At 39.4% G+C, this 24,934-nt stretch carries 23 protein-coding genes and 1 other RNA gene; 22 read left to right on the top strand and 2 right to left on the bottom strand.

Annotation, left to right across the window (positions count from 1 at the left end; genetic code table 11):
* Positions 1-7 precede the first annotated feature (7 nt).
* The 19 genes from rpmA to CD126_RS10265 all read left to right on the top strand — a co-directional run bounded on the left by rpmA (position 8) and on the right by CD126_RS10265 (position 20,746).
* Positions 8-292, top strand: coding sequence for a 50S ribosomal protein L27 (gene rpmA, locus CD126_RS10355; RefSeq protein ID WP_049405503.1), 285 nt, complete (start codon positions 8-10; stop codon positions 290-292).
* Positions 293-413: 121 nt separating this feature from the next.
* The gene (gene obgE / locus CD126_RS10350) at positions 414-1,715 is read left to right on the top strand and encodes a GTPase ObgE (RefSeq protein ID WP_049405505.1); all 1,302 of its coding nucleotides are present in this window, start codon (positions 414-416) and stop codon (positions 1,713-1,715) included.
* 11 nt (positions 1,716-1,726) lie between these two features.
* Entirely contained in the window at positions 1,727-2,182 is a 456-nt protein-coding gene (locus CD126_RS10345) for an ACT domain-containing protein (RefSeq protein WP_002471528.1), read from the top strand.
* 14 nt (positions 2,183-2,196) lie between these two features.
* Positions 2,197-2,802 carry a Holliday junction branch migration protein RuvA gene (ruvA, locus tag CD126_RS10340; protein ID WP_049405507.1) on the top strand — a complete coding sequence of 202 codons (606 nt, stop codon included), beginning with the start codon at positions 2,197-2,199 and terminating at the stop codon, positions 2,800-2,802.
* A 34-nt stretch (positions 2,803-2,836) separates the two neighbouring features.
* Positions 2,837-3,850, top strand: coding sequence for a Holliday junction branch migration DNA helicase RuvB (gene ruvB / locus CD126_RS10335; protein ID WP_049405509.1), 1,014 nt, complete (start codon positions 2,837-2,839; stop codon positions 3,848-3,850).
* On the top strand, positions 3,840-4,865 hold the full coding sequence (gene queA, locus CD126_RS10330) for a tRNA preQ1(34) S-adenosylmethionine ribosyltransferase-isomerase QueA (protein ID WP_103370460.1): 1,026 nt from the start codon (positions 3,840-3,842) through the stop codon (positions 4,863-4,865). Before ruvB ends, queA begins: the two co-directional genes overlap by 11 nt.
* Before the next feature lie 15 nt (positions 4,866-4,880).
* Positions 4,881-6,020, top strand: coding sequence for a tRNA guanosine(34) transglycosylase Tgt (gene tgt, locus CD126_RS10325; RefSeq protein WP_103370459.1), 1,140 nt, complete (start codon positions 4,881-4,883; stop codon positions 6,018-6,020).
* 23 nt (positions 6,021-6,043) lie between these two features.
* The gene (gene yajC, locus CD126_RS10320) at positions 6,044-6,304 is read left to right on the top strand and encodes a preprotein translocase subunit YajC (protein ID WP_049405515.1); all 261 of its coding nucleotides are present in this window, start codon (positions 6,044-6,046) and stop codon (positions 6,302-6,304) included.
* Positions 6,305-6,341: 37 nt separating this feature from the next.
* Positions 6,342-6,593 (top strand): preprotein translocase subunit YajC, encoded by a 252-nt coding sequence (gene yajC, locus CD126_RS10315; RefSeq protein WP_103370458.1) that lies wholly within the window; start codon positions 6,342-6,344, stop codon positions 6,591-6,593.
* A 308-nt stretch (positions 6,594-6,901) separates the two neighbouring features.
* The gene (secDF, locus tag CD126_RS10310) at positions 6,902-9,187 is read left to right on the top strand and encodes a protein translocase subunit SecDF (RefSeq protein ID WP_103370457.1); all 2,286 of its coding nucleotides are present in this window, start codon (positions 6,902-6,904) and stop codon (positions 9,185-9,187) included.
* A gap of 357 nt (positions 9,188-9,544) precedes the next feature.
* A complete protein-coding gene (gene recJ / locus CD126_RS10305; RefSeq protein WP_103370456.1) occupies positions 9,545-11,821 on the top strand; it encodes a single-stranded-DNA-specific exonuclease RecJ in 2,277 nt (758 codons plus the stop codon).
* Positions 11,822-11,833: 12 nt separating this feature from the next.
* Positions 11,834-12,352: an adenine phosphoribosyltransferase gene (locus CD126_RS10300; RefSeq protein ID WP_049405520.1), complete on the top strand. Its 519-nt coding sequence runs from the start codon at positions 11,834-11,836 to the stop codon at positions 12,350-12,352.
* A gap of 327 nt (positions 12,353-12,679) precedes the next feature.
* Positions 12,680-14,869: a RelA/SpoT family protein gene (locus CD126_RS10295; RefSeq protein ID WP_049405522.1), complete on the top strand. Its 2,190-nt coding sequence runs from the start codon at positions 12,680-12,682 to the stop codon at positions 14,867-14,869.
* 15 nt (positions 14,870-14,884) lie between these two features.
* A complete protein-coding gene (dtd, locus tag CD126_RS10290) occupies positions 14,885-15,337 on the top strand; it encodes a D-aminoacyl-tRNA deacylase (RefSeq protein WP_049405523.1) in 453 nt (150 codons plus the stop codon).
* Positions 15,334-16,209, top strand: a complete 876-nt coding sequence (locus CD126_RS10285) for an N-acetylmuramoyl-L-alanine amidase family protein (RefSeq protein ID WP_049405526.1) — start codon at positions 15,334-15,336, stop codon at positions 16,207-16,209. The genes dtd and CD126_RS10285 overlap by 4 nt, the downstream gene beginning before the upstream one ends.
* A gap of 369 nt (positions 16,210-16,578) precedes the next feature.
* Positions 16,579-17,841, top strand: a complete 1,263-nt coding sequence (hisS, locus tag CD126_RS10280; RefSeq protein ID WP_103370455.1) for a histidine--tRNA ligase — start codon at positions 16,579-16,581, stop codon at positions 17,839-17,841.
* 12 nt (positions 17,842-17,853) lie between these two features.
* On the top strand, positions 17,854-19,620 hold the full coding sequence (aspS, locus tag CD126_RS10275) for an aspartate--tRNA ligase (RefSeq protein WP_103370454.1): 1,767 nt from the start codon (positions 17,854-17,856) through the stop codon (positions 19,618-19,620).
* Positions 19,621-19,704: 84 nt separating this feature from the next.
* Positions 19,705-19,895, top strand: a non-coding RNA gene (ssrS, locus tag CD126_RS10270) — 6S RNA.
* A 77-nt stretch (positions 19,896-19,972) separates the two neighbouring features.
* Positions 19,973-20,746 (top strand): tRNA threonylcarbamoyladenosine dehydratase, encoded by a 774-nt coding sequence (locus CD126_RS10265; protein ID WP_049405531.1) that lies wholly within the window; start codon positions 19,973-19,975, stop codon positions 20,744-20,746.
* A gap of 136 nt (positions 20,747-20,882) precedes the next feature.
* On the opposite strand, the gene mdh is transcribed toward CD126_RS10265, so the two are convergent.
* Together mdh and CD126_RS10255 are read right to left on the bottom strand one after the other, a co-directional pair.
* Positions 20,883-21,914, bottom strand: coding sequence for a malate dehydrogenase (gene mdh, locus CD126_RS10260; RefSeq protein WP_232620121.1), 1,032 nt, complete (start codon positions 21,912-21,914; stop codon positions 20,883-20,885).
* A 456-nt stretch (positions 21,915-22,370) separates the two neighbouring features.
* Complete coding sequence (locus CD126_RS10255; protein ID WP_169931275.1) at positions 22,371-23,651, bottom strand: replication-associated recombination protein A; 1,281 nt, start codon at positions 23,649-23,651, stop codon at positions 22,371-22,373.
* Positions 23,652-23,875: 224 nt separating this feature from the next.
* Here CD126_RS10255 and cymR point away from each other — a divergent pair, with 224 nt between their 5' ends.
* The 3 genes from cymR (at position 23,876) to CD126_RS12180 (ending at position 24,819) form a co-directional block, all read left to right on the top strand.
* A complete protein-coding gene (cymR, locus tag CD126_RS10250) occupies positions 23,876-24,295 on the top strand; it encodes a cysteine metabolism transcriptional regulator CymR (protein ID WP_002470874.1) in 420 nt (139 codons plus the stop codon).
* A gap of 152 nt (positions 24,296-24,447) precedes the next feature.
* Positions 24,448-24,630 carry a CsbD family protein gene (locus tag CD126_RS10245; protein ID WP_002470875.1) on the top strand — a complete coding sequence of 61 codons (183 nt, stop codon included), beginning with the start codon at positions 24,448-24,450 and terminating at the stop codon, positions 24,628-24,630.
* Between the two features lie 27 nt (positions 24,631-24,657).
* Positions 24,658-24,819, top strand: a complete 162-nt coding sequence (locus CD126_RS12180) for a hypothetical protein (protein ID WP_002470877.1) — start codon at positions 24,658-24,660, stop codon at positions 24,817-24,819.
* Positions 24,820-24,934 lie beyond the last annotated feature (115 nt).

The raw sequence follows: 24,934 nt of genomic DNA, 5'->3' as shown, positions 1-24,934 counted from the left end.
AAACCCTATGCTAAAGTTAAATTTACAATTCTTCGCCTCTAAAAAAGGGGTAAGTTCAACAAAAAACGGTCGTGACTCTGAATCTAAACGCCTAGGTGCTAAACGTGCTGACGGTCAATTTGCAACTGCAGGTTCAATCATCTTCCGCCAACGTGGTACTAAAATCCATGCAGGCCAAAACGTTGGTCGTGGTGAAGACGATACTTTATTTGCTAAAATTGATGGCGTTGTTAAATTCGAACGCAAAGGCCGTGACAAGAAACAAGTTTCTGTTTACGCAGCAGCTGAATAATACTTGTCTATGTTAACACCAGTAGGTTTCGACCACTGGTGTTAATTTTTTGTTTTATTTTCTAAGTGCTAAGTTAATGATATAATTGTTAGGATACATTTTAAGAAAAAGAGGTGAGACGATGTTTGTCGATCAAGTAAAGATTCTACTCAAAGCAGGTGATGGTGGTAATGGAATCACTGCCTATCGTCGTGAGAAATATGTACCTTTTGGCGGACCTGCTGGCGGTGACGGCGGTAATGGGGCCTCAGTGGTACTTGAAGTAGACGAAGGTCTGCGCACGTTAATGGATTTCAGATACCAACGTCATTTTAAAGCTAAAAAAGGCGATAATGGCCAAAGTAGTAACATGCATGGTAAAAATGCTGAAGATCTCGTGCTACACGTACCTCCAGGCACAATCGTCAAAGATGTTGAAGATGGAGAAGTATTAGCAGATCTAGTGGAGCATAAACAAAGAGCAGTTATTGCTAAAGGCGGTCGAGGTGGCCGAGGTAACTCACGTTTCGCATCACCCCGCAACCCAGCACCAGACTTTAGTGAAAATGGAGAACCGGGTGAAGAAATTGAAGTTACGCTCGAGCTTAAACTGTTAGCTGATGTAGGTCTCGTTGGATTCCCAAGCGTAGGTAAATCTACATTACTATCCATCGTTTCGAAAGCTAAGCCGAAAGTAGGTAATTATCACTTCACAACAATTAAACCTAATTTAGGTGTAGTATCCACACCTGATCAACGTAGCTTCGTTATGGCAGACTTGCCAGGACTTATCGAAGGTGCATCCGATGGTGTCGGTTTAGGTCATCAATTCTTGAGACACGTAGAACGTACGAAAGTAATTGTTCATATGATTGATATGAGCGGATCAGAAGCACGAGACCCTTACGAAGATTACCAAATCATCAATAAAGAGTTAAAGGCTTATGAACAGCGCTTAGAAGATCGCCCACAAATCGTGGTTGCGAACAAGATGGATTTACCAGAAGCTGAAGATCAATTAGAACTCTTTAAAGAGCAACTTAAGGAAGATGGTCACGAAGATGTGCAAATCATTCCATTATCTACAGTTACGCATTACAATGTTGAGCAACTCTTGTTTGCGATTGCGGATAAACTTGAAGAAGTGAAAGATATTGACTTCTACAAGACAGAAGAAGATCTCGGTGTAAACCGTGTGCTTTATAAACATACACCAAGTCAAGATCACTTTACGATTACACGTGATGATGATGGTGCTTATGTGGTTCAAGGTAAAGCCATTGAACGTACATTCAAGATGACTGACTTTAACAGTGATCCTGCAGTACGACGCTTTGCTAGACAAATGCGTTCTATGGGTATTGACGAAGCTTTACGTGAACGTGGTTGTGAAAACGGTGATATCGTTAGAATTCTAGGTGGAGAATTTGAATTTGTCGAATAGAGGTGGCGTAAATGAACAATAAGGATTATAAAAAGTTCTTTCTCATTCGAGAAGATGTGCTGCCAGAATCTGTAGTGAAAACTTTAAAAATTAAAGAAGCACTCAAACAGGATCCGGATATGTCGATTTTTGAAGCAGTGAAACAATTTGATTTATCCAGAAGTGCATTCTATAAATATCGTGACACGATTTTCCCAGTCGAAGAAAAGATGCAGACGACGAAAGAATTCACACTTATCCTATATGTGAATGATGTCGTAGGTATGTTAGCAAACGTGTTAAACAAATTATCCACTTGGCATCTATCGGTACTGACTATCCATCAAAGTATTCCGATGAAAAATCGAGCGACGATTACGCTTTCGCTCGACGCGACGGATACAGACCTTGAACTTGATGATGTTGTCGATTTATTGAAAGAAATCGATAATGTGACCAAAGTTGAACTTATTAGTATGACGATTTAAGAGGAAGTGTAATTGTGTACGCATATATTAAAGGAACATTAACGCAGCTCTTTCCTACTCATGTAGTAGTTGAAGCACAGGGCGGAGTAGGTTACGAAATCCAGACGCCTAATTCATATCGCTTTCAACGTCATTTAGATCAAGAAGTGACGATCTATACCTCACTCATTGTACGTGAAGATTCTCAGTTGCTATATGGTTTCCACGATGAAGAAGAGAAATCGATGTTTTTAAGTTTAATCAAAGTGACAGGTATAGGTCCGAAATCTGCACTTGCCATCTTAGCAAGTAGTTCACCTAATGACGTGAAGCGCGCGATTGAGAACGAGAATGATGCCTATTTAACTCAATTTCCAGGTATCGGTAAAAAGACAGCGAGACAAATTGTGCTTGATTTAAAAGGAAAAGTTGAAATCACAGATGAAAGTCAAATGGACTTATTACAACCAACTGCATCTCAAGATGAATCACAAAGTATTGTCAAAGAAGCGTTACTTGCTTTAGAAGCTTTAGGTTATTCAAAACGTGAACTTAAGAAAGTTGAGAAAAAATTAGTGGCTGAGACACCTGATAGTGTAGATGACGCTGTGCGCCAAGGCTTACAAATGCTCGTATCTTAAAACGTTTCTTGTGAGATAGAAAGGAGGTACCTCAGTGGACGACAGAATGGTCGATCAATATATGCATAACGAAGAATCTTCGTTCGAGTTATCCTTACGTCCAACACGATTACGACAGTACATCGGACAGAACTCGATTAAATCGAATTTAGAAGTATTCATTAAAGCCGCTAAATTAAGAGAAGAACCATTGGATCACGTCCTACTATTCGGACCACCTGGGCTCGGAAAGACGACGCTCTCTAATATCATCGCAAATGAAATGGATGTCAATATCCGTACAATTTCGGGTCCTTCAATTGAAAGACCTGGCGATCTGGCAGCTATTTTATCTGGCTTACAACCTGGTGATGTATTGTTTATTGACGAAATTCATCGTCTCAGTAGCGTGGTCGAAGAAGTGCTTTATCCTGCTATGGAGGATTTCTTCTTAGATATTGTGATTGGCAAAGGTGAAGAAGCACGAAGTATTCGTATTGATCTCCCGCCTTTTACCCTTGTCGGAGCAACGACACGTGCAGGTAGTTTAACTGCGCCGTTAAGAGATCGTTTCGGTGTCCATCTACGCCTTGAATACTATCGTGAAGAAGAATTGAAAGAAATCATTACTCGCACTGCTGAAGTATTAGATACTGCAATAGATGAGGAAAGTGCACTCGAGTTAGCTAAACGTAGCCGCGGTACACCACGTGTAGCGAACCGCTTATTAAAACGTGTTAGAGATTTCCAACAAGTGAACGAGGATGATCAAATCTATATCGAAACGACAAAGAAAGCGTTGAATTTACTCCAAGTAGACGATCATGGATTAGACTATATCGATCACAAGATGCTCAATTGTATTATCGATCAATATAACGGTGGGCCTGTAGGATTAGACACGATAGCAGTTTCTATCGGCGAAGAACGCATTACTATTGAAGATGTGTATGAGCCTTTCCTTATTCAGAAAGGCTTTATTGAACGTACGCCACGGGGACGTCGTGCGACAGCATTAGCTTATAAGCATTTTCAAAAAGGAGAAAAGAGGGACCAAAGTGAATATTGAGGAATTTGACTATGACTTGCCAGAATCGCTCATTGCTCAAACACCATTAAAGCATCGTGACCAAAGTCGCTTGCTCGTCATGGGTAGAGAATCTGGGAAGACGACACATCAACACTTTGCGGATGTGATTGACTATTTCAAAGAGGGCGATACTTTAGTACTCAACGATACACGAGTGATGCCTGCGCGTCTATTCGGTATCAAGGAAGAAACTGGAGCTAAAGTGGAAATGCTGATGTTAACGCATCTTGAGGACAATGATTGGGAAGTCTTATTAAAGCCAGCTAAGCGCATTAAAGTCGGTCAGCGTTTGTCGTTTGGTGAAGGTAAGATCGTGGCTGAATGTATTGAGGAACTTGATCAAGGCGGTCGGATCATGCGTCTTCATTATGAAGGTATCTTACAAGAGCGTTTAGACGAACTCGGTGAAATGCCTTTGCCACCTTACATTAAAGAACGTTTAGATGACCCTGATCGTTATCAGACAGTGTATGCTAAGGAAAGTGGTTCTGCTGCAGCACCCACAGCTGGCTTACACTTCACTGATGAGTTACTCGAAGTAATTAGAGCGAAAGGTATTCGCATTGTCTTTATCACGCTCCATGTAGGACTAGGTACATTCCGTCCAGTCAGTGTAGACAATATTGACGATCATGAAATGCATAGTGAATACTATCAAATCTCAGAAGATACCGCACAACTTCTTAATAAAACGCGACGTGAAGGTGGCCGTATCATTTCTGTAGGAACAACTACAACGCGCACTTTAGAAACGGTGAGATCTCAACACGATCAATTTGTAGCGGCGAGTGGTTGGACAGATATTTTTATTTATCCTGGCTATGAGTTTAAAGCGATTGATGGTCTCATTACGAATTTCCATTTACCGAAATCGACTTTAGTCATGCTCGTCTCAGCTTTTAGTACGAGAGAGAACGTACTTAACGCATATCGTGAAGCCGTAGAACGCCAGTATCGTTTCTTCAGTTTCGGCGACGCAATGTTAATTATTTAATAGGGAGGAACAGTCATGCCTGCTGTTACATACGAACATATCAAGACTTGTAAACAATCAGGTGCACGTCTAGGCATCGTTCACACTCCACACGGCTCATTTGAAACACCCATGTTTATGCCTGTGGGAACGAAAGCTACCGTTAAAACGATGAGTCCTGAAGAGTTGCATCAAATGGAGGCTAAGATTATCTTGGGGAACACCTATCATTTGTGGTTGCAACCCGGAAATGATATTATCAGAAAGAGTGGGGGACTACATCAATTTATGAATTGGGATGGTCCCATCCTTACAGATTCAGGTGGTTATCAGGTCTTTAGTTTGAGTAATTTAAGACAAATTTCTGAAGAGGGTGTCGCATTTCGTCACCATAAAAACGGGTCTAAACTATTCTTGAGCCCTGAGAAATCTATGGCAATACAGAATGATTTAGGTTCCGATATTATGATGGCCTTTGATGAATGTCCACCCATGCCAGCTGAATATCAATATGTTATGGATTCAATCGAACGTACGTCGCGTTGGGCGAAGCGTTGTTTAGAAGCGCATCAACGACCAGAGGACCAAGCATTGTTTGGTATTATACAAGGTGGCGAGTACAAAGACTTACGTAAGCAAAGTGCTGAAGAACTCGTTGCACTTGATTTCCCAGGCTATGCGATTGGAGGACTATCAGTTGGTGAGCCGAAGCCGACAATGTACGAGATGGTTGAGTATACCGAACAATTTATGCCATTTGATAAACCACGCTATTTAATGGGAGTAGGCTCTCCAGATGCATTAATTGAGTGTAGTATTCGTGGTATGGATATGTTCGATTGCGTGCTACCAACACGTATAGCGCGTAACGGTACTTGTATGACTTCTAACGGACGTCTCGTCATTAAGAATGCCAAGTACAAAGATGATTTAGGACCGCTTGATTCAAACTGTGATTGCTATACTTGTCGTAATTATAGTCGTGCTTACATCAGACATTTAGTAAAAGCAGAAGAAACATTCGGAATCCGTCTTACTACTTATCATAATTTACATTTTCTTCTCAAATTGATGGAGCAAATTCGACAAGCGATTAGAGAAGATCGACTATTAGATTTCAAAGAAGAATTCTTTGAACAATATGGTCTCAATGTAGATAACCCTAAAAACTTTTAATAATACTGAGGAGGAATATAACAATGGGTTCAGTAATGGGTCTTATCATTCCTATTATTCTATTAATCGTCTTAGTTGTGTTTATGATTATTCCACAACAACGAAGAGCGAAGAAACATCGTGAAATGGTGCAACAATTAAGTGAAGGTCAAAAAGTAACTACAATTGGTGGCATTAAAGGAACTGTTCACTCTGTTGATGAAACAACAGTCGTGCTCAAGTTACACAAAGGCACAGAAATTACTATGGAAAAACCTGCAATCAAGCAAGTGGATCCGTCTTAATTATACAAATATTGATCAATAAAGGAGTTAATTAACTGTGCAAATTATAATTATCGTTGTACTCTTCCTTGTGATGTATTTGTTCATGGTACGTCCACAACAGAAGAGACAGAAACAACATCGTGAAATGTTAAAACAACTCGAGTCAGGTCAACATGTGACTACTTTAGGTGGTATCAAAGCGAAAGTACGTAGCGTTGATGACAATGTTGTCGTTCTCGTGTTAAACGATAAAGGCGAAGAACTCGCTATAGAGAAACAAGCGATCAAACAAATTGATCCATCATAATTAATCACTATGACATAACGTCATGGAATGAGGAAGGGTTCAAGATGTACTGGACAGTATCAACTTGAATCCTTTTTTTAATCTATTGAGAAAGGTTAAAAGTGGAATCTTACTATTCGTATAGATATTTAGTGACTTCAACTGAACAAAGATACATAATAGATTGTGAAATACTTTGATAGTTTGGATTATAAATGTTGTATGTTATTATAAGTAGGTCATAGACAAAGAGAAAGACCGATAATAGCTTGAACTAACGCATACGTATCAAGTATGATTAAGACATTAGTTAACAATGAGGTGTTCATGTGAAGAAAGGAAGTAGAATAGCTGCGTTTATACTGTTAGTCGTATTATTATTCGCTGGTATGGGACTTACATATAAGAGCGTAGTTAAAAACGTAAACTTAGGTCTAGACTTGCAAGGGGGATTCGAAGTCCTCTATCAAGTTAACCCACTAGACAAAGGTGATAAGATTGACGATAAAGCGGTTAAATCCACATCTAAAACGTTGGAGAACCGTGTCAACTCTCTCGGTGTATCCGAGCCGAAGATTCAAGTAGAGGATAAGAACCGTATTCGTGTACAACTTGCTGGTATCAAGAACCAATCGCAAGCACGAGACATCCTCTCTTCTAAAGCGAAACTCACTGTACGTGACGCTGATGATAACGTCAAACTTACAGGTAAAGACTTGAAACAAGGGACAGCGAAACAAGAATTTAAACAAAACACAAACTCACCAACCGTTACTTTCAAAGTGAAAGATTCTGATAAGTTCAGAAAGGTTACGGAAGAAATCTCTAAGAAAAAAGAGAATGTCATGGTCGTTTGGTTAGACTATGAAAAAGGCGATTCTTACCATAAAGAGTCTAAGAAAGAACAAGAAGGTAAGAAACCGAAGTACGTTTCTGCAGCCAATGTAGATCAACCAATCAACAGTGATAGTGTTGAAATTTCTGGTGGCTTCAATGGTAAGGAAGGCGTAGAACGTGCAAAACAAATTGCTGACTTACTCAATGCAGGTTCACTTCCAGTCGACTTGAAAGAAATTTACTCTAACTCAGTCGGCGCACAATTTGGTCAAGATGCGTTGAACAAGACACTCTTTGCATCTCTTGTTGGTGTTGCAGTAGTGTACTTATTTATGCTTGGCTTCTACAGACTTCCAGGTTTAGTCGCTAACATCGCATTAACTGCATATATCTATTTAACTCTCGTCGCTTTCAACTTTATTTCTGGTGTGCTCACATTGCCAGGTATCGCAGCCCTCGTGCTCGGTGTAGGTATGGCAGTGGACGCCAACATTATCATGTACGAGCGTATTAAAGATGAATTGAAAGTCGGACGAACATTGAAACAGGCTTATAAGAAAGCGAATAAGAGCTCGTTCTTAACGATTGTCGATGCCAACTTAACAACGGTCATCGCTGCTGCTGTACTATTCTTCTTCGGGGAAAGTTCAGTTAAAGGTTTCGCAACGTTACTCTTACTCGGTATCTTGATGATCTTCGTGACTGCTGTATTCTTATCAAGAATTCTAATGTCATTACTGATTTCTTCAAACTACTTCAAGAAATCATACTGGCTATTCGGTGTGTCTAAGAAAGATCGCCACGATATTAACGAAGGTAAAGATGTTCATGATCTCAAGACGCCTTATGAACGTCTGGACTTTATGAAATTAGCGAAACCACTATTAACACTAAGTGTGCTTATCGTTATCGTCGGTGCAGTCATTCTCTTCATCTTTAGATTGAACTTAGGTATCGACTTCTCAAGTGGTACACGTGTGGACTTCACTACAGATAACAAAGTGAAACAAGATAAAGTCACTGAGACATTTGATAAAGCGAATTACAAGCCAGATCAAATCTCAATTGGCGAAAGTGGTAAAAATGTTACCGTGCAATTCAAAGATGACTTAAATAAAAACCAAGTTTCTAAACTGAAAAATATGGTTCATGATAAATTCGGCCATGATCCAACAGTCAATACTGTTTCACCACTCATTGGTCAAGAGTTAGCTAAGAACGCGATGAAAGCTCTCGCACTCGCTTCGATCGGTATCATTATTTACGTTACACTACGTTTCGAGTGGCGCATGGGTCTTTCCGCAATTCTCGCTTTACTCCACGACGTCTTTATCATGGTTGCGGTATTCAGTATCTTTAGATTAGAAGTAGATATCACATTTATCGCAGCCGTCTTAACGATTGTCGGTTATTCAATCAACGATACTATCGTTACCTTTGACCGTGTACGTGAGAACTTGCAGAAAGTGAAAGTCATTCGCGAGCCTGAACAAATTGACGACATCGTCAATAGATCAATTAGACAAACCATGACACGTTCTATTAACACAGTGCTCACTGTAGTCGTTGTGGTTATCGCATTACTCATCTTTGGTGCAACAAGTATCTTTAACTTCTCACTCGCATTACTCATCGGCTTAGTTTCAGGTGTGATTTCATCTGTATTCATCGCCGTACCTCTTTGGGGTATTATGAAAAAACGCGAGTTGAAGAAAAATAATGGTAAACTTGTCGTTCACAAAGAGAAAAAATCAAATGATGAAAAGATTTTAGTATAATCTTTGATATCGAGTCCGTAGACAACTTCGTCTACGGGCTTTTTTGGTTTCTATGGTAGAACTTATTTTTGAACGTAATCATACTTTCATACATGGATTCTATCCATTAATGAGGTAGGCAATATATTTAAGACATTACTAGCGTACTGTAATATATATTCGGAAATCATAGGGACTACAGGAACCTCGAGTACACATTGAAAATTTATTTTAAGCTTAGTTTTTATAGATCTCAGAAGATCATCTCTATTAACATCCCAGGCGCATTCTCTTTGAAATATCGTTTGAACGAAGAAGAGATACTTTTTATTTACGCGGTTGTCTTGTATAATGACTTGTGGAAATGAGGGCGTAAAAATGATTAAACCGAAATACAATTGGCTTTTATCAGAAACGAACGACAATCAAATTACTGACGACATCGCACAACAATTTAAATTGACTCCTATCATGAAACAAGTGTTAGAAAGTAAAGCAATCACTACAGCAGAAGAGATTGAACGCTTGCTCAAAGGACAATTTGTTCATGATCCTGAAACAATGAGTGATATGACTAAAGCGGTCGAACGGATTAATCAAGCGCTGGATCGCAATGAAACCATCCTCGTTTATGGGGATTATGATGCTGATGGGGTAACCTCAACAACCATTCTTGTAAAAACACTGAGAGAATTAGGTGCTCACGTCGGTTGGTACATACCTAACCGTTTCTCTGAAGGTTATGGACCTAACGAATTAGCTTTCCAGAATGCAGTTGATGAAGGTGTCTCACTGATCATTACAGTCGATAATGGTATTCAAGGTCATCACGAAATTAAACTCGTACAAGACCAAGGTGTTGACGTTATTGTGACTGACCATCACGAAATAGGGCCCACGTTACCAGAAGCATATGCCATAGTACATCCGATGCATCCAGATTACGATTATCCATTTAAATACTTATGTGGTGCTGGTGTAGCTTATAAACTGGCACAAACATTATTAGAGCATCCTCCTAGCTATTTCAAAGCTTTAGTAGCAATAGGAACAATTGCAGACTTGGTTTCGATGACGGATGAGAATCGAACTTTAGTCAAAGAAGGTCTAGCAGTTCTCAATGAACATCTTCCGGTTCCTATCAAAGCTTTGTTGCAACAAGCGGGTTTCGATCAAACGATCACAGAAGAAACGATAGGTTTTATTATCGGGCCGCGTTTAAATGCGGTAGGGCGATTAGAAGATGCGAGTCTTGCTGCTGAGTTATTGATGACAGATGAAATGGAAGAAGCTCAATTTTTAGCTGAGCAAGTTGAATATTTTAATAATGAACGTAAAGATATCGTGCAAGCTATTGCTGATCAAGCTATGGCAATGGCGCAAGAGCAAGTTGAACAAGGCTCGAAGTTCTTATTGTTAGCCCAACAAGATTGGCATGAGGGCGTGTTAGGGATCGTCGCTTCTCGTGTAGTGGAAACCTATCATCTACCGACGTTAATCTTAAATATCGATGAAGCTCAGAATCATGCGAAAGGTTCTGCTCGCAGTATTGATCAAGTCTCTATGTTTGAAATCTTGAGCGAACAATCCGATTTGATTACGAAATTTGGCGGTCATCACATGGCAGCGGGTATGACTTTACCGATTGAGAATATTGAACCTTTACATCAAGCACTAGATCAAACAATGCAAGCTTTAGCTAAACAAGTCTCACTCGTTCCAACGAAGAAAGTCGATGTTGAGATAGCAGAATCTGATATTTCGGTTAATAATATAAGAGATTTACAGAAACTACGTCCATTCGGTACCGATTTTGCTATGCCGTGCTTTAAACTGAGTGATATTAACGTGATTCAAGCGAAAGGCATCGGTCAAGAGAAACGTCATTTAAAGCTGACGCTTGGCGCAGATCGTCTTCAAGCGCTTTACTGGCAGCATGGCCAGTTAGCATCGGAACTCGGTGAAAGCCAACCACTTGATTTAATTGGTACGCTTGAAATTAATGAGTGGAACGGTCATCAATCTCCACAATTGATGATTCAAGATTTAGCAAGCAATCAATTACAAATCTTGGATTATCGTAGTAAAAACAAGCATATTTCTTTTGAAAATAGTAATGAAGTCGCCTATATCATTCGAAGTGAGCAAGATAAACCTTCAGAACACCATTACTACTATGGTGAAACGTTCCAACAGCCTTATGAGAAATATGTATTGATGGAGTTGCCAGAAACGCTATCAGCGATGCAAAAAACATTGAAACAGATTAATAATGCACAAATTTATTTAGTTTTAACGCACCAGCATTCTGTGTACTTTGAAGGTATTCCGAAGATAGAAAGTTTTAAAGCTTGCTATAAAGCGATTTATCAAAAAGGAAATTTAAATTTAGCGTCTGAAGGCATGCAATTATGTGAGTACTTGAGAATCAAACCCGATCATCTGAAATTTATTTTACGCGTCTTCTACGACTTGAATTTTATCAAAAATGAAGAAGACCTCATCGTGATTAACCCTGATTCAACAACGAAGGCAATTGACTCAAGCTCACTATACCAAGCACGTCAGTCTCGAATTGAAGTAGAACAATTGCTTCTATATGAAGATTTTAATAAACTAAAAAGCTGGATTAAAGCAGAAATGAACAATAATTAGGAGGCAAATCTTATGGATTTAAAAAGATACGTATCAGAGGTGCCAGATTGGCCACAACCAGGGGTAAGCTTTAAAGATATCACGACGATAATGGACAATGGTGAAGCATTTGGTTATGCTACAGATCAAATCGTCCAATATGCGAAAGAGCGTGACGTAGATGTGGTCGTTGGACCTGAAGCTCGCGGGTTTATCATCGGTTGTCCTGTCGCTTACTCTATGGGCATTGGATTTGCTCCTGTTCGTAAGGAAGGCAAGTTACCACGTAAAGTCATCCGTTATGAATACGAACTCGAATATGGCACGAATGTCTTAACGATGCATGAGGATGCGATCAAACCTGGTCAACGTGTCCTTATCACTGATGATTTACTTGCTACTGGTGGTACGATTGAGGCGGCGATTGGCTTAGTCGAGAAACTTGGTGGCATCGTCGTGGGTATCGCTTTCTTAATTGAACTCAAGTATTTAAATGGTATTGAGCGCATTAAAGACTATGACGTTTATCGTTTAATTTCATATGATGAATAAGCGCATCTGCGTCATTCATTGAATTCCATACGTATAATAAGCACTCGCTTTAAGGTAGACTCATTCTACTTTGGAGCGAGTTTGTTTTAGCTTGTCAGGGTAAAAGGGAGGTTAAACACTCATAATGGTTCCTGTTCGCTAATGTATTTTAACTTCTCAATCTATCTTGTAATTGAAGTGATTTATTTCTGTGAAAAGTTGTAGTATGATAGAACTAATATTCTATTGAACGAGGACAGTTGACGTGAAGCCAGTCTGGTAAGTTACAATATAGAATAAATGACGTACAATAAGGAATTTCAGTAATAAGGTATAGGGGTGTCTAACTTGAATAACGAATATCCATACAGCGTAGACGAAGTATTATCCAAAGCGAAATCGTATCTTTCTCCAGATGATTACGAATATGTACTTAAAAGTTATCATATCGCTTACGAAGCTCATGAAGGCCAGTTCCGTAAAAATGGCTTGCCTTTCATTATGCATCCCATCCAGGTAGCAGGAATACTGACTGAAATGCGCTTAGACGGTCCAACTATTGTTGCTGGCTTTCTTCATGATGTCATCGAGGATACACCTTATACCTTCGACGATGTGAAAAATATCTTTAACGAAGAAGTCGCAGTCATAGTTGAAGGCGTGACAAAGCTAAAAAAGGTCAAATATCGTTCGAAAGAAGAACAACAAGCTGAAAATCACCGCAAATTATTTATCGCATTAGCTAAAGATGTGCGCGTGATCTTAGTTAAACTTGCAGACCGCTTACATAACGTGCGTACTTTGAAAGCTATGCCGCGTGATAAACAAGTCCGTATTTCAAAGGAAACGCTAGAAATTTACGCGCCATTAGCACATCGTCTTGGTATCAATACGATCAAGTGGGAACTCGAAGATACTGCATTACGCTATATAGATAGTGTACAATATTTCAGAATAGTTAATTTAATGAAGAAAAAGCGGAGTGAGCGTGAAGCTTATATCGAGCATGCGATTGATCACATCAATTCAGAAATGCAACAAATGAATATTCAAGGCGAAATCAATGGTCGTCCGAAACATATTTATAGCATTTACCGTAAAATGGTGAAGCAGAAGAAACAATTCGATCAAATATTCGACTTACTTGCTATTCGTATCATCGTGAACAGTATTAATGATTGTTATGCAGTATTAGGCTTGGTTCATACATTGTGGAAACCGATGCCAGGTCGTTTCAAAGACTATATCGCTATGCCTAAACAGAATATGTATCAATCACTCCATACTACTGTGGTAGGACCGAACGGCGATCCACTAGAAATTCAAATTCGTACCTACGAAATGCATGAAATTGCTGAGCACGGGGTAGCTGCACACTGGGCTTATAAAGAAGGTAAGAAAGTGAATAGCAAGACCCAAGACTTCCAGAATAAACTCAATTGGTTAAAGGAACTTGCTGAAACAGACAAGACGACTTCAGATGCTCAAGAATTTATGGAATCCCTTAAATTCGACTTACAAAGTGATAAAGTGTATGCTTTTACGCCTCAAAGTGATGTCATCGAGCTACCTTATGGTGCAGTCCCTATTGATTTCGCTTATGCTATCCATAGCGAAGTAGGGAATAAGATGATCGGCGCGAAAGTCAATGGCAAGATTGAACCGATTGATTACGTGTTACAGACCGGCGATATCGTTGAAATTAGAACGAGTAAACATTCTTATGGGCCGAGCCGTGACTGGTTGAAAATCGTAAAATCCTCCAGTGCTAAAAGTAAGATCCGAAGCTTCTTCAAAAAGCAAGATCGCTCATCTAACATTGAAAAAGGTAAATTCATGGTCGAAGCTGAAATAAGAGATCAGGGCTATAGAGTCGAAGATATTTTAACTGAAGAAAATATCGAAGTTGTGAACGAAAAATATAATTTCTCTAACAGTGATGATTTATTTGCCGCGGTTGGATTTGGTGGCGTGACTGCTTTACAAATCGTCAATAAGTTATCTGAAAAACAACGGGTACTCGACAAACAGAAAGCTTTAAATGACCCTCAAGAAGTTAGCAAAACGGTGCCGATTAAAGATAGTATTACGACAGAAAGTGGTGTGTATGTTGAAGGTTTAGACAACGTACTCATCAAACTTTCTAAATGTTGTAATCCGATTCCTGGCGATGATATTGTAGGCTATATCACTAAGGGACATGGTATCAAAGTTCACCGTTCTGACTGTCCAAATATCAGAAACGAACAAGAGCGTTTAATTGATGTAGAATGGGTGAAATCAAAAGATGCTATGCAACGTTACCAAGTCGACTTAGAGATTTCAGCATATGATCGTAACGGACTACTTAACGAAGTTTTACAGGCAGTTAACTCAACGACGAGTCATCTCGTCAAAGTCTCAGGTAAATCTGATGTCGAGAAGAATGCAACTATTAACTTAAGCGTGATGGTTAAGAACGTCAACGAAGTCTTCAAAGTTGTAGAGAAGATTAAGCAACTCGGTGACGTGTATACAGTGTCACGTGTGTGGAATTAGAGGTGTGATATAAAGATGAAAGTAGTAGTACAACGTGTGAAACATGCGAGTGTCTCAAATGACTCAATACACAATGAGATTCAACAAGGATATTGTCTACTCGTAGGTCTCGGCAAAGCATCTACACAAGCAGACGTAGAAGCAATAGCCAAAAAAATAGCGCATGCACGCTTATTTGAAGACGATAATGGGAAACTTAACTTAAACATTCAGCAAGTTGAAGGTGAAATCTTATCTATTTCGCAATTCACGTTATATGCAGATGTGAAAAAAGGGAATCGCCCTGGTTTCTCTAACGCTATGCCGCCAGACGAGGCTACAGAGATGTATCAGAAGTTTAACCAAGCGTTAGAAAGTTATGGGATTACCGTTAAGACAGGCGAATTCGGAACAGACATGTTAGTGGATATCGCTAATGATGGCCCTGTAACGGTTATTTATGAAAGTCAGGACGGTAAGATTCTATGACAGGAGTACGTAGATGGCTGAGTAAACATCGAATGTGGAATCTGCCCACACTCATTGCCTTAGTACTTTTTCTAATCTTCGTCATCTTCTTATTTATGGTGATGAATCACAACGATGAGAATAGTAGTACGATTTATGTGACGCAAGATGCTGAGTTACGCACTGGTCCGAATGCTGCTTACCCAGAACTTTATCCCGTGCATAAAGGTGATAACTTTCATAAAATAGGTAAATCTGGTAAATGGATTCAAGTTGAATCGCATAATAAGAAAGAAAAGGGTTGGATCGCCGGTTGGCATACGAATCTAGATATTAAGAAAGATGTCACTGCGAGCAAAGATTCTTTAAAAGGTAAGACGATTGTCCTCGACCCTGGTCACGGTGGTAGTGATCAGGGCGCTTCAAGTCGTACTCAAAAAAAGAGCTTAGAGAAAGTTTATACCCTTAAAACAGCTAAGGAGTTAAAGTCACTACTTACGCGTGAAGGCGCACATGTTAAAATGACGCGTGAAGACGACTCATACGTCTCTTTGAGTGACCGCAATTTAAAAGGTGATGCGTATATCAGTATACATAATGACTCACTCGATTCGACGAAAGCCAACGGAGGCACAGTCTACTGGTATCGTGATAGTCAAGAAAGTTTAGCCGAGACGTTGAATCAAAGCATTCAGAAAAAAGCCTTGCTTAGTAATCGAGGAGCCAAGCAAGAGAATTTCCAAGTATTAAGACAAACCAATCAGCCTGCAGTATTACTAGAATTAGGCTACATTAGTAATCCCACTGACGAAGATATGATTACTGATAAGTTACATCGTCATGTTGTAGAAGAAGCAGTCGTTGATGGACTAAAAATATATTTTAGTAACTAATACTTGCAAACAACCACGAAAGCCTTTAATATATAGATTGAATCTAATAGTATTGACCGTTAATATTCTTGATAACTACATGTGAAAGAGGTAAAGTTCTTTGATGCGATGAACGTAGATGTTGACATTGCTTTTTAATCGAAGAACTTGTAGAGACGTCATTCATAGCTGAAAGAAGACGCTGAGTAACTTGTAGGTGGAACACAAGAAGAGGTACTTTACGAGAGTAAAGCGCGTGACGTCCGATAAACGTCGAGAGTGGGTTATATGTCAAATGTAACCAATGAGGGTGGCAACACGGAAATTCGTCCCTTGTGTGATTAATGGTATCACGCAAGGGCTTTTTTAATGTAGAAGAGGAGAGATTCTATGATTAATATACCAAGAGGTACGCAAGATATACTTCCTGGAGAAACGAAGAAATGGCAATTTATCGAATCCAGACTTGAAAAATTAATGAAGCTGTATAACTATCAAGAGATTCGCACACCTATCTTTGAGAGTACAGATCTCTTTGCCAGAGGTGTTGGCGATTCCACTGATGTTGTACAGAAAGAAATGTACAATTTTAAAGATAAAGGTGATCGCGACCTTACTTTGAGACCAGAAGGTACAGCTGCCGTAGTGAGATCTTATATAGAGAAGAAAATGCAGGGGCAAGCGAATCAACCCGTGAAACTTTATTATGTAGGGCCCATGTTCCGTTATGAACGCAAACAAAAGGGCCGTTATCGTCAGTTCACTCAATTCGGTGTTGAAGCGATCGGCTCAGAAGATCCAAGCATTGATGCCGAAGTACTAGCTATGGTCGTACATATATACGAATCATTCGGCTTAAAAAATCTAAAACTAGTCATCAATAGTATTGGTGATATTGATTCTCGTCAAGAATATAATCAAGCATTAGTGAAACACTTTGAACCTGTAATCGACGACTTCTGCCAAGATTGTCAATCAAGACTACACACTAACCCTATGCGTATTCTGGATTGTAAGGTGGATCGCGATAAAGAAGCAGTGAAGACTGCACCGCGAATCACAGATTATCTCAATGACGAGTCTCAAGCGTACTACAACCAAGTGAAAGCTCACTTAGATGACTTGAATATTCGCTACGAAGAAGATCCTAACCTTGTTCGTGGTTTAGATTATTACACGCATACGGCTTTCGAATTGATGATTGACGATCCTGATTACGATGGTGCGATCACTACACTTTGTGGTGGCGGTCGCTACAATGGACTACTACAATTACTTGATGGACCAGATCAAACAGGTATCGGCTTCGCACTAAGTATTGAACGCTTGTTAATGGCATTGGAACAAGAGGGCATCGAGCTCGTTGACGAAGAACCTCTAGATCTCTTCGTCGTGACAATGGGTGATGAAGCTGATCGTTATGCTGTACGCTTGCTCAATGATTTAAGAAAGCAAGGTATCAGTGTCGATAAAGATTATTTAAATCGTAAAATCAAAGCACAGATGAAACAAGCTGATCGACTGAATGCCCGTTACACTGTCGTCATCGGAGATCAAGAATTAGAACAACAACGCATTGCAATTAAAGATATGCAATCAGGTGAATCTGAAGAAATAGCTTTAAATCAAATCGCTGAATTTTTTACTAAATAAGGAGTAGATAGAATGTCTAAACGTACAACATATTGTGGTTTAATCACAGAAGAATATTTAGAACAAGAGGTAACATTGAAAGGGTGGGTACACAACCGTCGTGACCTTGGTGGTCTCATTTTCGTAGATTTAAGAGACCGTGAAGGCCATGTTCAAATCGTCTTCAACCCTTCATTCTCTGAAGAAGCCCTTCAAGTGGCTGAAACAGTTCGTTCAGAGTATGTCGTAGAAGTTCAAGGTGTAGTTAAAAAGCGTGACCCTGAAACAGTCAACCCTAAAATCAAAACAGGTAACGTAGAAGTACAAGTTTCTAACATTGAAATCATCAATAAATCTCAAACGCCACCATTTGCGATTAACGAAGAGAACATTAATGTAGACGAAAACGTACGTCTGAAATATCGTTACCTTGACTTACGTCGTCAAGAACTCGCACAAACTTTCAAAATGCGTCATCAAACAACTAAATCAATTCGTGAATATTTAGATGGTGCTCGATTCTATGACGTTGAAACACCAGTATTAACGAAATCAACTCCAGAAGGTGCACGTGACTATCTCGTTCCATCTCGTGTTCATGAAGGTGAATTCTACGCCTTACCACAATCACCACAAATCTTTAAGCAATTATTAATGATCAGTGGTTTCGACAAATACTATCAAATCGTTAAATGTTTCCGTGACGAAGACCTACGTGCGGACCGTCAACCTGAGTTCACTCAAGTCGATATCGAAATGAGTTTCGTAGACCAAGAAGACGTGATTGAAATGGGAGAAGAACTTCTTCAAAAAATCGTCAAAGATGTGAAAGGCGTTGAACTTGAAGGTGCATTCCCACGTATGACTTACGCTGAAGCGATGTCACGTTACGGTTCTGACAAACCGGATACACGTTTCGGTATGGAACTCATTGACGTATCTGAACTCGGTGAAACAATGGACTTTAAAGTATTTAGCAATGCTGTAAACAGTGGCGGTCAAGTTAAAGCGATCGTCGTGGAAGATGCTGCAGACAAATATACACGTAAAGATATTGATAAACTCATGGAATTTGTGAATATCTACGGTGCTAAAGGTCTCGCATGGGTTAAAGTTACAGACGATGGTCTCAACGGTCCGATTGCGCGTTTCTTTGAAGAAGAACACGTGTCACGCCTAAGCGAATTAACTCAAGCGAAATCTGGCGACATCGTCTTCTTCGTCGCAGATTCAGTTAAAGTAGTAGCACAAAGTTTAGGTGCTTTACGTCTGAAACTTGCGCGTGAACTCGATCTTATCGATGAATCTAAATTAAACTTCTTATGGGTAACAGATTGGCCACTTCTTGAATATGATGAAGATGCTAAACGTTACGTAGCCGCTCACCACCCATTCACTTCACCGAAAGAAGAAGATATTGCTAAATTAGATTCTGAACCTGAAAATGCACAAGCAAATGCATATGACATTGTGCTTAACGGTTATGAACTCGGCGGAGGTTCAATCAGAATTCATAACGAAGACTTGCAAGCTAAAATGTTTGAAGTACTTGGATTTACTGAAGAACAAGCGAGAGAACAATTTGGTTTCTTACTCGATGCATTCAAATATGGTGCGCCTCCACACGGTGGTATTGCACTTGGCTTAGACCGCCTCGTAATGTTACTTACAGGTCGCACTAACTTAAGAGATACAATTGCCTTCCCTAAAACAGCATCAGCAACATGTCTCTTAACTGACGCTCCAAGCGAAGTGTCTGATAAACAATTAGACGAATTATCACTACGCATTAAACATTAATTTAAGATTACTAGGCAGTGTGTCCAATCTTGAGTTAATTAATTTCAATGCGCCAGTCAATGTGGTACTATTAAACCATAGAGATAGAACCTGTTGTGTTCGAAAGTTTGCTTTTTATTTGGGCCTAACACTCTTTGATCCGGGAGCCCAATAGGTTTTCTTGCGGCGCACATGCCTCGTTCTGAGGACTTGCAAACCAAGAAACAGGGCACCCACCTGTACTTAGCAGGCCGAATGATCAAGCTTTTTACAACTACGGCACGAACGGATTCTATCATGCGCAAGGCGTTCGCCTTGCGTATTTTTTTGATTTTAATAACAGAAGTTGGTAGGAATAGGAGTTAGTTTGAACATGAAACATCAATTTTCACGTAATGAACTTGCATATGGTTCAGAAGGTATTGAGAGATTACATGACAAGACTGTCGTCGTACTAGGTGTAGGTGGTGTAGGTTCTTTCGCAGCTGAAGCACTCGCACGTACAAACATTGGTCATATTATTTTGATTGATAAAGACGATGTCGATATCACAAACGTCAATCGTCAGCTTCATGCGCTCACAACAACCATCGGTCAGAGTAAAGTTTCTTTAATGGAAGAACGAATTAAACTCATCAATCCAAATTGCAAAGTCACATCATTACATATGTTCTATACTGAAGAAACGTACGAAGATTTATTTAATAATTATGATATCGATTACTTTGTAGACGCCAGCGATACAATTATGTATAAAGTGCATTTAATGAAGGAGTGCTTGAAACGCAATATTAAAGTCATTTCAAGCATGGGAGCAGCAAATAAAACGGATCCTACGAGATTTGAGATTGCTGACATTTCTGAAACACATACTGATCCTATCGCGCGTATCATTAGACGTAAATTACAAAAGGATGGGATTAAAAAGGGTGTACCAGTCGTATTTTCTGACGAAAGTCCAATCGTTATTCGTGAAGATGTTAAAGAAGTCGTAGGCGACGCGAATGCTGCGACAAGAAAAGGGCAGATGCCTCCATCTTCAAATGCTTTCGTACCGAGTACAGTAGGACTTATCTGCGCAAGTTACGTGGTTAATGATATTCTGAAAGATTTTCCAGTAACCCGAATTAAAGATAAAGGACAATAATCACATAACTATTTGTGAATAATGAAGAAACTTAGAAATACGATATAAACTATCTTGTATCTAGATCAAATAAGGGTCGCTTTCCCATCAAAGAGAAAGTGACCCTTATATTTGTACTTTTTAATCACGTTAGAGTTTAGAAGCTTAATGCGTTTTTAACTTCTTTAACTGCCTCTGCAGAAGCTTTCAACTGTGTTTGTTCCTCTTCACTCAAATCTAATTCAACGATCTGCTCTACACCATTTGTACCTAAAATCGTTGGTACCCCTAAGTAAATGTCATTGAAACCATATTCGCCTTCAAGTAAGGCAATACTTGGAAGTAAACGATGTTGATCCTTTAAGATCGCTTCTATCATATTGTAAATCGCCGCAGCAGGAGCGTAATATGCTGAACCATTTCCTAATAATCCTACTATCTCAGCGCCACCTTTACGTGTACGCTCAACGATCGCATCAAGTTTATCTTTAGCAATCAATTCTGTCACTGGCACACCATTTACATTTGTAGATTGTACGAGTGGCACCATCGTATCACCGTGTCCGCCAAGAACTAGACCACGAACATCTTTCACAGAAACACCTAACTCTTGAGCGATAAATGTTTGATAGCGCGCAGTGTCGAGCACACCTGATTGACCAATGACGCGAGATTTAGGGAAACCAGATGTTTTATATACAGTATAAGTCATCGCGTCGACTGGGTTAGTTAACACGATAATCGTACAGTCTGGAGAATATTTAACAATTTGTTGCGTAACCTCTTTCATGACTTTCTCGTTCGTTTGAACTAAATCATCACGACTCATACCTGGCTTACGAGCAATACCTGCAGTGATAACTACGATATCTGAATCTTTCGTCTTCTCGTAATCTGAACTTGCCGTTACATTGACATCAAAGCCAAAGATCGGACTACTTTCTAACATATCTAATGCTTTACCTTTAACCGGATCTTCGACTTGAGGAATATCGACGAGTACGACATCCGCTAATTCGTGTGTCGCAGTAATAAATCCGAGTGTTGCTCCCGTATTACCGCCACCAATAATTGATACTTTTTTCTGCTCATGTGTGTTCACACCCTTTAAGTTGTTGAATATATCTTTTACAACTTTATTATACCATAGGTTGTAGTGCGTAAGGGCTTTCTTATGTGTAAAATACATTGGTTGATTCCTTTCATAAAAGGGGAGGATGAACGACGCCAATTTTATAATTCGTGTATTGTAAAATTAGGAAAGCAACGCTTAGATATCAAATAGAGATAAGCGCCTGGAACAAAATTAAAACTTATTTATTTTCAATGTTAAAACTCTCGCTTGCTTGGGAGAAGCACAGAAATCTATGATTTCGTAGTGCTTCCCCCGTAAGGAGAGCTAGGGTTCATAAGAATTGAACATCTTATGAATCCAGATCTCTACTGCGTAGGACCACACTCAACTAATTCTTTTCGCTCAAAGAGCTCGAAGAATGGATTTTCGTTGTGGTCTAGTTCCATCAAGCGTCTCGAGTACACATTGAAAATTTACTCAAGAATTTATTTTAAGATTACTTTTTATTTATCTCAAAAGTTAAATTCCATTAATGTCCCAGGCTCATAGAACTAACATAGTATTGAACTGTCACAACTTTTTCTGAGCAGCAAGAATATTATCATGTACTGATTTAAACTGTTGTTCACTTTTCGAAGTCGTCTTAGGTTCATAGTAAATTCGATTTTTTAGCTTATCTGGAAGGTATTGTTGCGCAACAAAGCCACCTTCATGATTGTGTGGATATTGATAGCCTATCGCGCGTCCTAACTTCTTAGCACCACTATAATGTCCATCTCTTAAATGATCTGGAATTTGTCCCGCTTGGCCTTTTCTAATATCACTTAGTGCTGCATCTATCGAAGTAATTGCGGAGTTCGACTTCGGAGACAACGACAACTCAATAACCGCTTGACTGAGAGGAATTCGAGCTTCTGGAAATCCGAGACGTTCAGCAGATTCAATCGCAGCCAAAGTGCGCTGACCAGCACCTGGAGAAGCTAACCCCACATCTTCGTAACTAATCACGAGCAAACGACGCACAATCGTAGGGAGATCGCCAGCTTCGATTAAACGAGCAAGATAATGAAGTGCTGCGTTAACATCGCTACCACGAATAGATTTTTGGAAGGCACTCATCACGTCGTAATGCATATCTCCATCTTTATCGCTTAGAAACGCTCCACGTTGTAAACAGTCTTCGGCATCTCGTAATGTAATATGACGCAAATCATCCTGAGAAACATCACTACTTAAGACAGCGAGTTCTAAAGCGTTTAACGCACTGCGCACATCACCTTGACTTTGCGTAGCGAAATACGTCATCGCTTCGTCATCAACTTTAACGTTGTATTTGCCTAATCCACGTGTCTCATCATGCAATGCCCGTTCTAAAGCACGATAGATATCATCCTCATCGAGAGGATAGAGTTCAAAGATTTGTGCACGCGAACGAATCGCCGGGTTGATCGCATGATACGGATTGGAAGTCGTCGCTCCAATAAGTACGATTTTACCGTTCTCGAGATGAGGAAGTAAGAAATCTTGTTTCGCTTTATCTAGTCGATGAATTTCATCCAAGAGTAAGATGACTTGGCCTGACATCTTGGCTTCATCAACAATCATTTGCATGTCCTTCTTCGTGTTCGTTACCGCATTTAACTGTCTAAATTTATATTCCGTACTTCCCGCAATTGCCTTGGCGATACTCGTCTTTCCTATACCTGGAGGCCCATAGAAGATCATGGATGATAATTGACGCGTCTTGACCATTCGTCTTATAATACCTTTTTCTCCAACAAGATGCTGTTGCGAAATGATTTCGTCAATATTGTTCGGACGCATTCTGGAAGCTAATGGTTCGTTTGCCACGTTATTCACACCTTTCTCGCTATGATTTTAACATACTCTAGGGGAGTTGAAGATGATTTTAAGTTCAGCTATGTAGAGTAAAATTAACCGTATGACCTAGAGTTCAGTTTAATTTTTTTATTTATTTTATAACACAAACAGACACTTACAGTTGATAAATGTTATAATACGTTTGAGATGATACAATAGATTGCAACAGTATTCGAACTAAGTGAGGTAATAAAATGAAGATATCAACAAAAGGCAGATATGGATTAACACTCATGATTTCCCTTGCTAAGAAAGAAGGCCAAGGTTGTGTTTCTCTAAAAACTATCGCAGAAGAGAATCAATTAAGTGATTTGTATCTAGAACAATTAGTCGGACCATTGCGTAACGCGGGATTAATTCGCAGTGTGAGAGGAGCGAAAGGCGGCTATCAACTTCGTGTCCCTGCTGAAGAAATTAAAGCAGGTGACATTATTCGCTTACTTGAAGGTCCGATTACATTCGTCGAAAGCATTGAATCAGAACCACCAGCACAAAAGCAATTGTGGATCCGTATGCGTGATGCCGTGAGAGAAGTTCTAGATAACACAACATTAAAGTATTTAGCAGAGTATAAAGAAACAAACAATTTAGATGGCTATATGTTCTATATTTAAGAAATAGTAGCTAGATAAGTCCTTAAACAAAACTAATAATTCACATGAGAACAACATTAATCGCTAAGAAATCCTATTTTTTACAAATCAAGATGTTTAGATCTGAAAGATAGGGGTATAAAAGAATTACACCAACGAAGGAGGACATCGCAATGGCAGACGAAAGTAAATTCGAACAAGCTAAAGGTAACATCAAAGAAACAGTAGGTAACGCTACAGACAACAAAGACTTAGAGAATTCTGGTAAAGAGGATAAAGCTTCAGGCAAAGCTAAAGAATTCGTGGAAAACGCGAAAGATAAAGCAACTGAAGTGATTGATAAATTCACTAAGTAATGTACTAATCGAAAGGAGTTATCTATAATGAGTGAAAATTTCTTAGATAAAGCCAAAGATGCAGCTAAAAACGTATCAGACACTTTAAAGAAAACGGACAATGATAAAGCGAAAGAAGTAAGCGATAAAATTGATTCCGTTACAGGTGAAGATAAAAAAGACGACAAAAAAGACAAGAAAGATAAATAATCTTTCAAACGTCTAAACGTTTTAAGAAGTGGTTATATCATTGCTTCTTCTTACATTAAAAACCGTCAATTTCTGTTGAGTCGTAACTCAGGAAATTGACGGTTTTTGTGTTTAA

It is taken from the genome of Staphylococcus pettenkoferi (genome assembly GCF_002902685.1).
GTDB lineage: Bacteria > Bacillota > Bacilli > Staphylococcales > Staphylococcaceae > Staphylococcus > Staphylococcus pettenkoferi.
This window is presented reverse-complemented; position numbering and strand designations above follow the sequence as displayed.

What these genes read in the sequence shown, in the direction of transcription:
- dtd (WP_049405523.1), top strand. Translation starts at nt 14,885, where the DNA reads ATGAAAGTAGTAGTACAACGTGTGAAACATGCGAGTGTCTCAAATGAC.
- CD126_RS10300 (WP_049405520.1), top strand. Translation starts at nt 11,834, where the DNA reads ATGGATTTAAAAAGATACGTATCAGAGGTGCCAGATTGGCCACAACCA.
- aspS (WP_103370454.1), top strand. Translation starts at nt 17,854, where the DNA reads ATGTCTAAACGTACAACATATTGTGGTTTAATCACAGAAGAATATTTA.
- CD126_RS10265 (WP_049405531.1), top strand. Translation starts at nt 19,973, where the DNA reads ATGAAACATCAATTTTCACGTAATGAACTTGCATATGGTTCAGAAGGT.
- hisS (WP_103370455.1), top strand. Translation starts at nt 16,579, where the DNA reads ATGATTAATATACCAAGAGGTACGCAAGATATACTTCCTGGAGAAACG.
- mdh (WP_232620121.1), bottom strand. Translation starts at nt 21,914, where the DNA reads ATGTATTTTACACATAAGAAAGCCCTTACGCACTACAACCTATGGTAT.
- CD126_RS10285 (WP_049405526.1), top strand. Translation starts at nt 15,334, where the DNA reads ATGACAGGAGTACGTAGATGGCTGAGTAAACATCGAATGTGGAATCTG.
- yajC (WP_049405515.1), top strand. Translation starts at nt 6,044, where the DNA reads ATGGGTTCAGTAATGGGTCTTATCATTCCTATTATTCTATTAATCGTC.
- obgE (WP_049405505.1), top strand. Translation starts at nt 414, where the DNA reads ATGTTTGTCGATCAAGTAAAGATTCTACTCAAAGCAGGTGATGGTGGT.
- CD126_RS10245 (WP_002470875.1), top strand. Translation starts at nt 24,448, where the DNA reads ATGGCAGACGAAAGTAAATTCGAACAAGCTAAAGGTAACATCAAAGAA.
- CD126_RS10345 (WP_002471528.1), top strand. Translation starts at nt 1,727, where the DNA reads ATGAACAATAAGGATTATAAAAAGTTCTTTCTCATTCGAGAAGATGTG.
- recJ (WP_103370456.1), top strand. Translation starts at nt 9,545, where the DNA reads ATGATTAAACCGAAATACAATTGGCTTTTATCAGAAACGAACGACAAT.
- cymR (WP_002470874.1), top strand. Translation starts at nt 23,876, where the DNA reads ATGAAGATATCAACAAAAGGCAGATATGGATTAACACTCATGATTTCC.
- rpmA (WP_049405503.1), top strand. Translation starts at nt 8, where the DNA reads ATGCTAAAGTTAAATTTACAATTCTTCGCCTCTAAAAAAGGGGTAAGT.
- CD126_RS12180 (WP_002470877.1), top strand. Translation starts at nt 24,658, where the DNA reads ATGAGTGAAAATTTCTTAGATAAAGCCAAAGATGCAGCTAAAAACGTA.
- tgt (WP_103370459.1), top strand. Translation starts at nt 4,881, where the DNA reads ATGCCTGCTGTTACATACGAACATATCAAGACTTGTAAACAATCAGGT.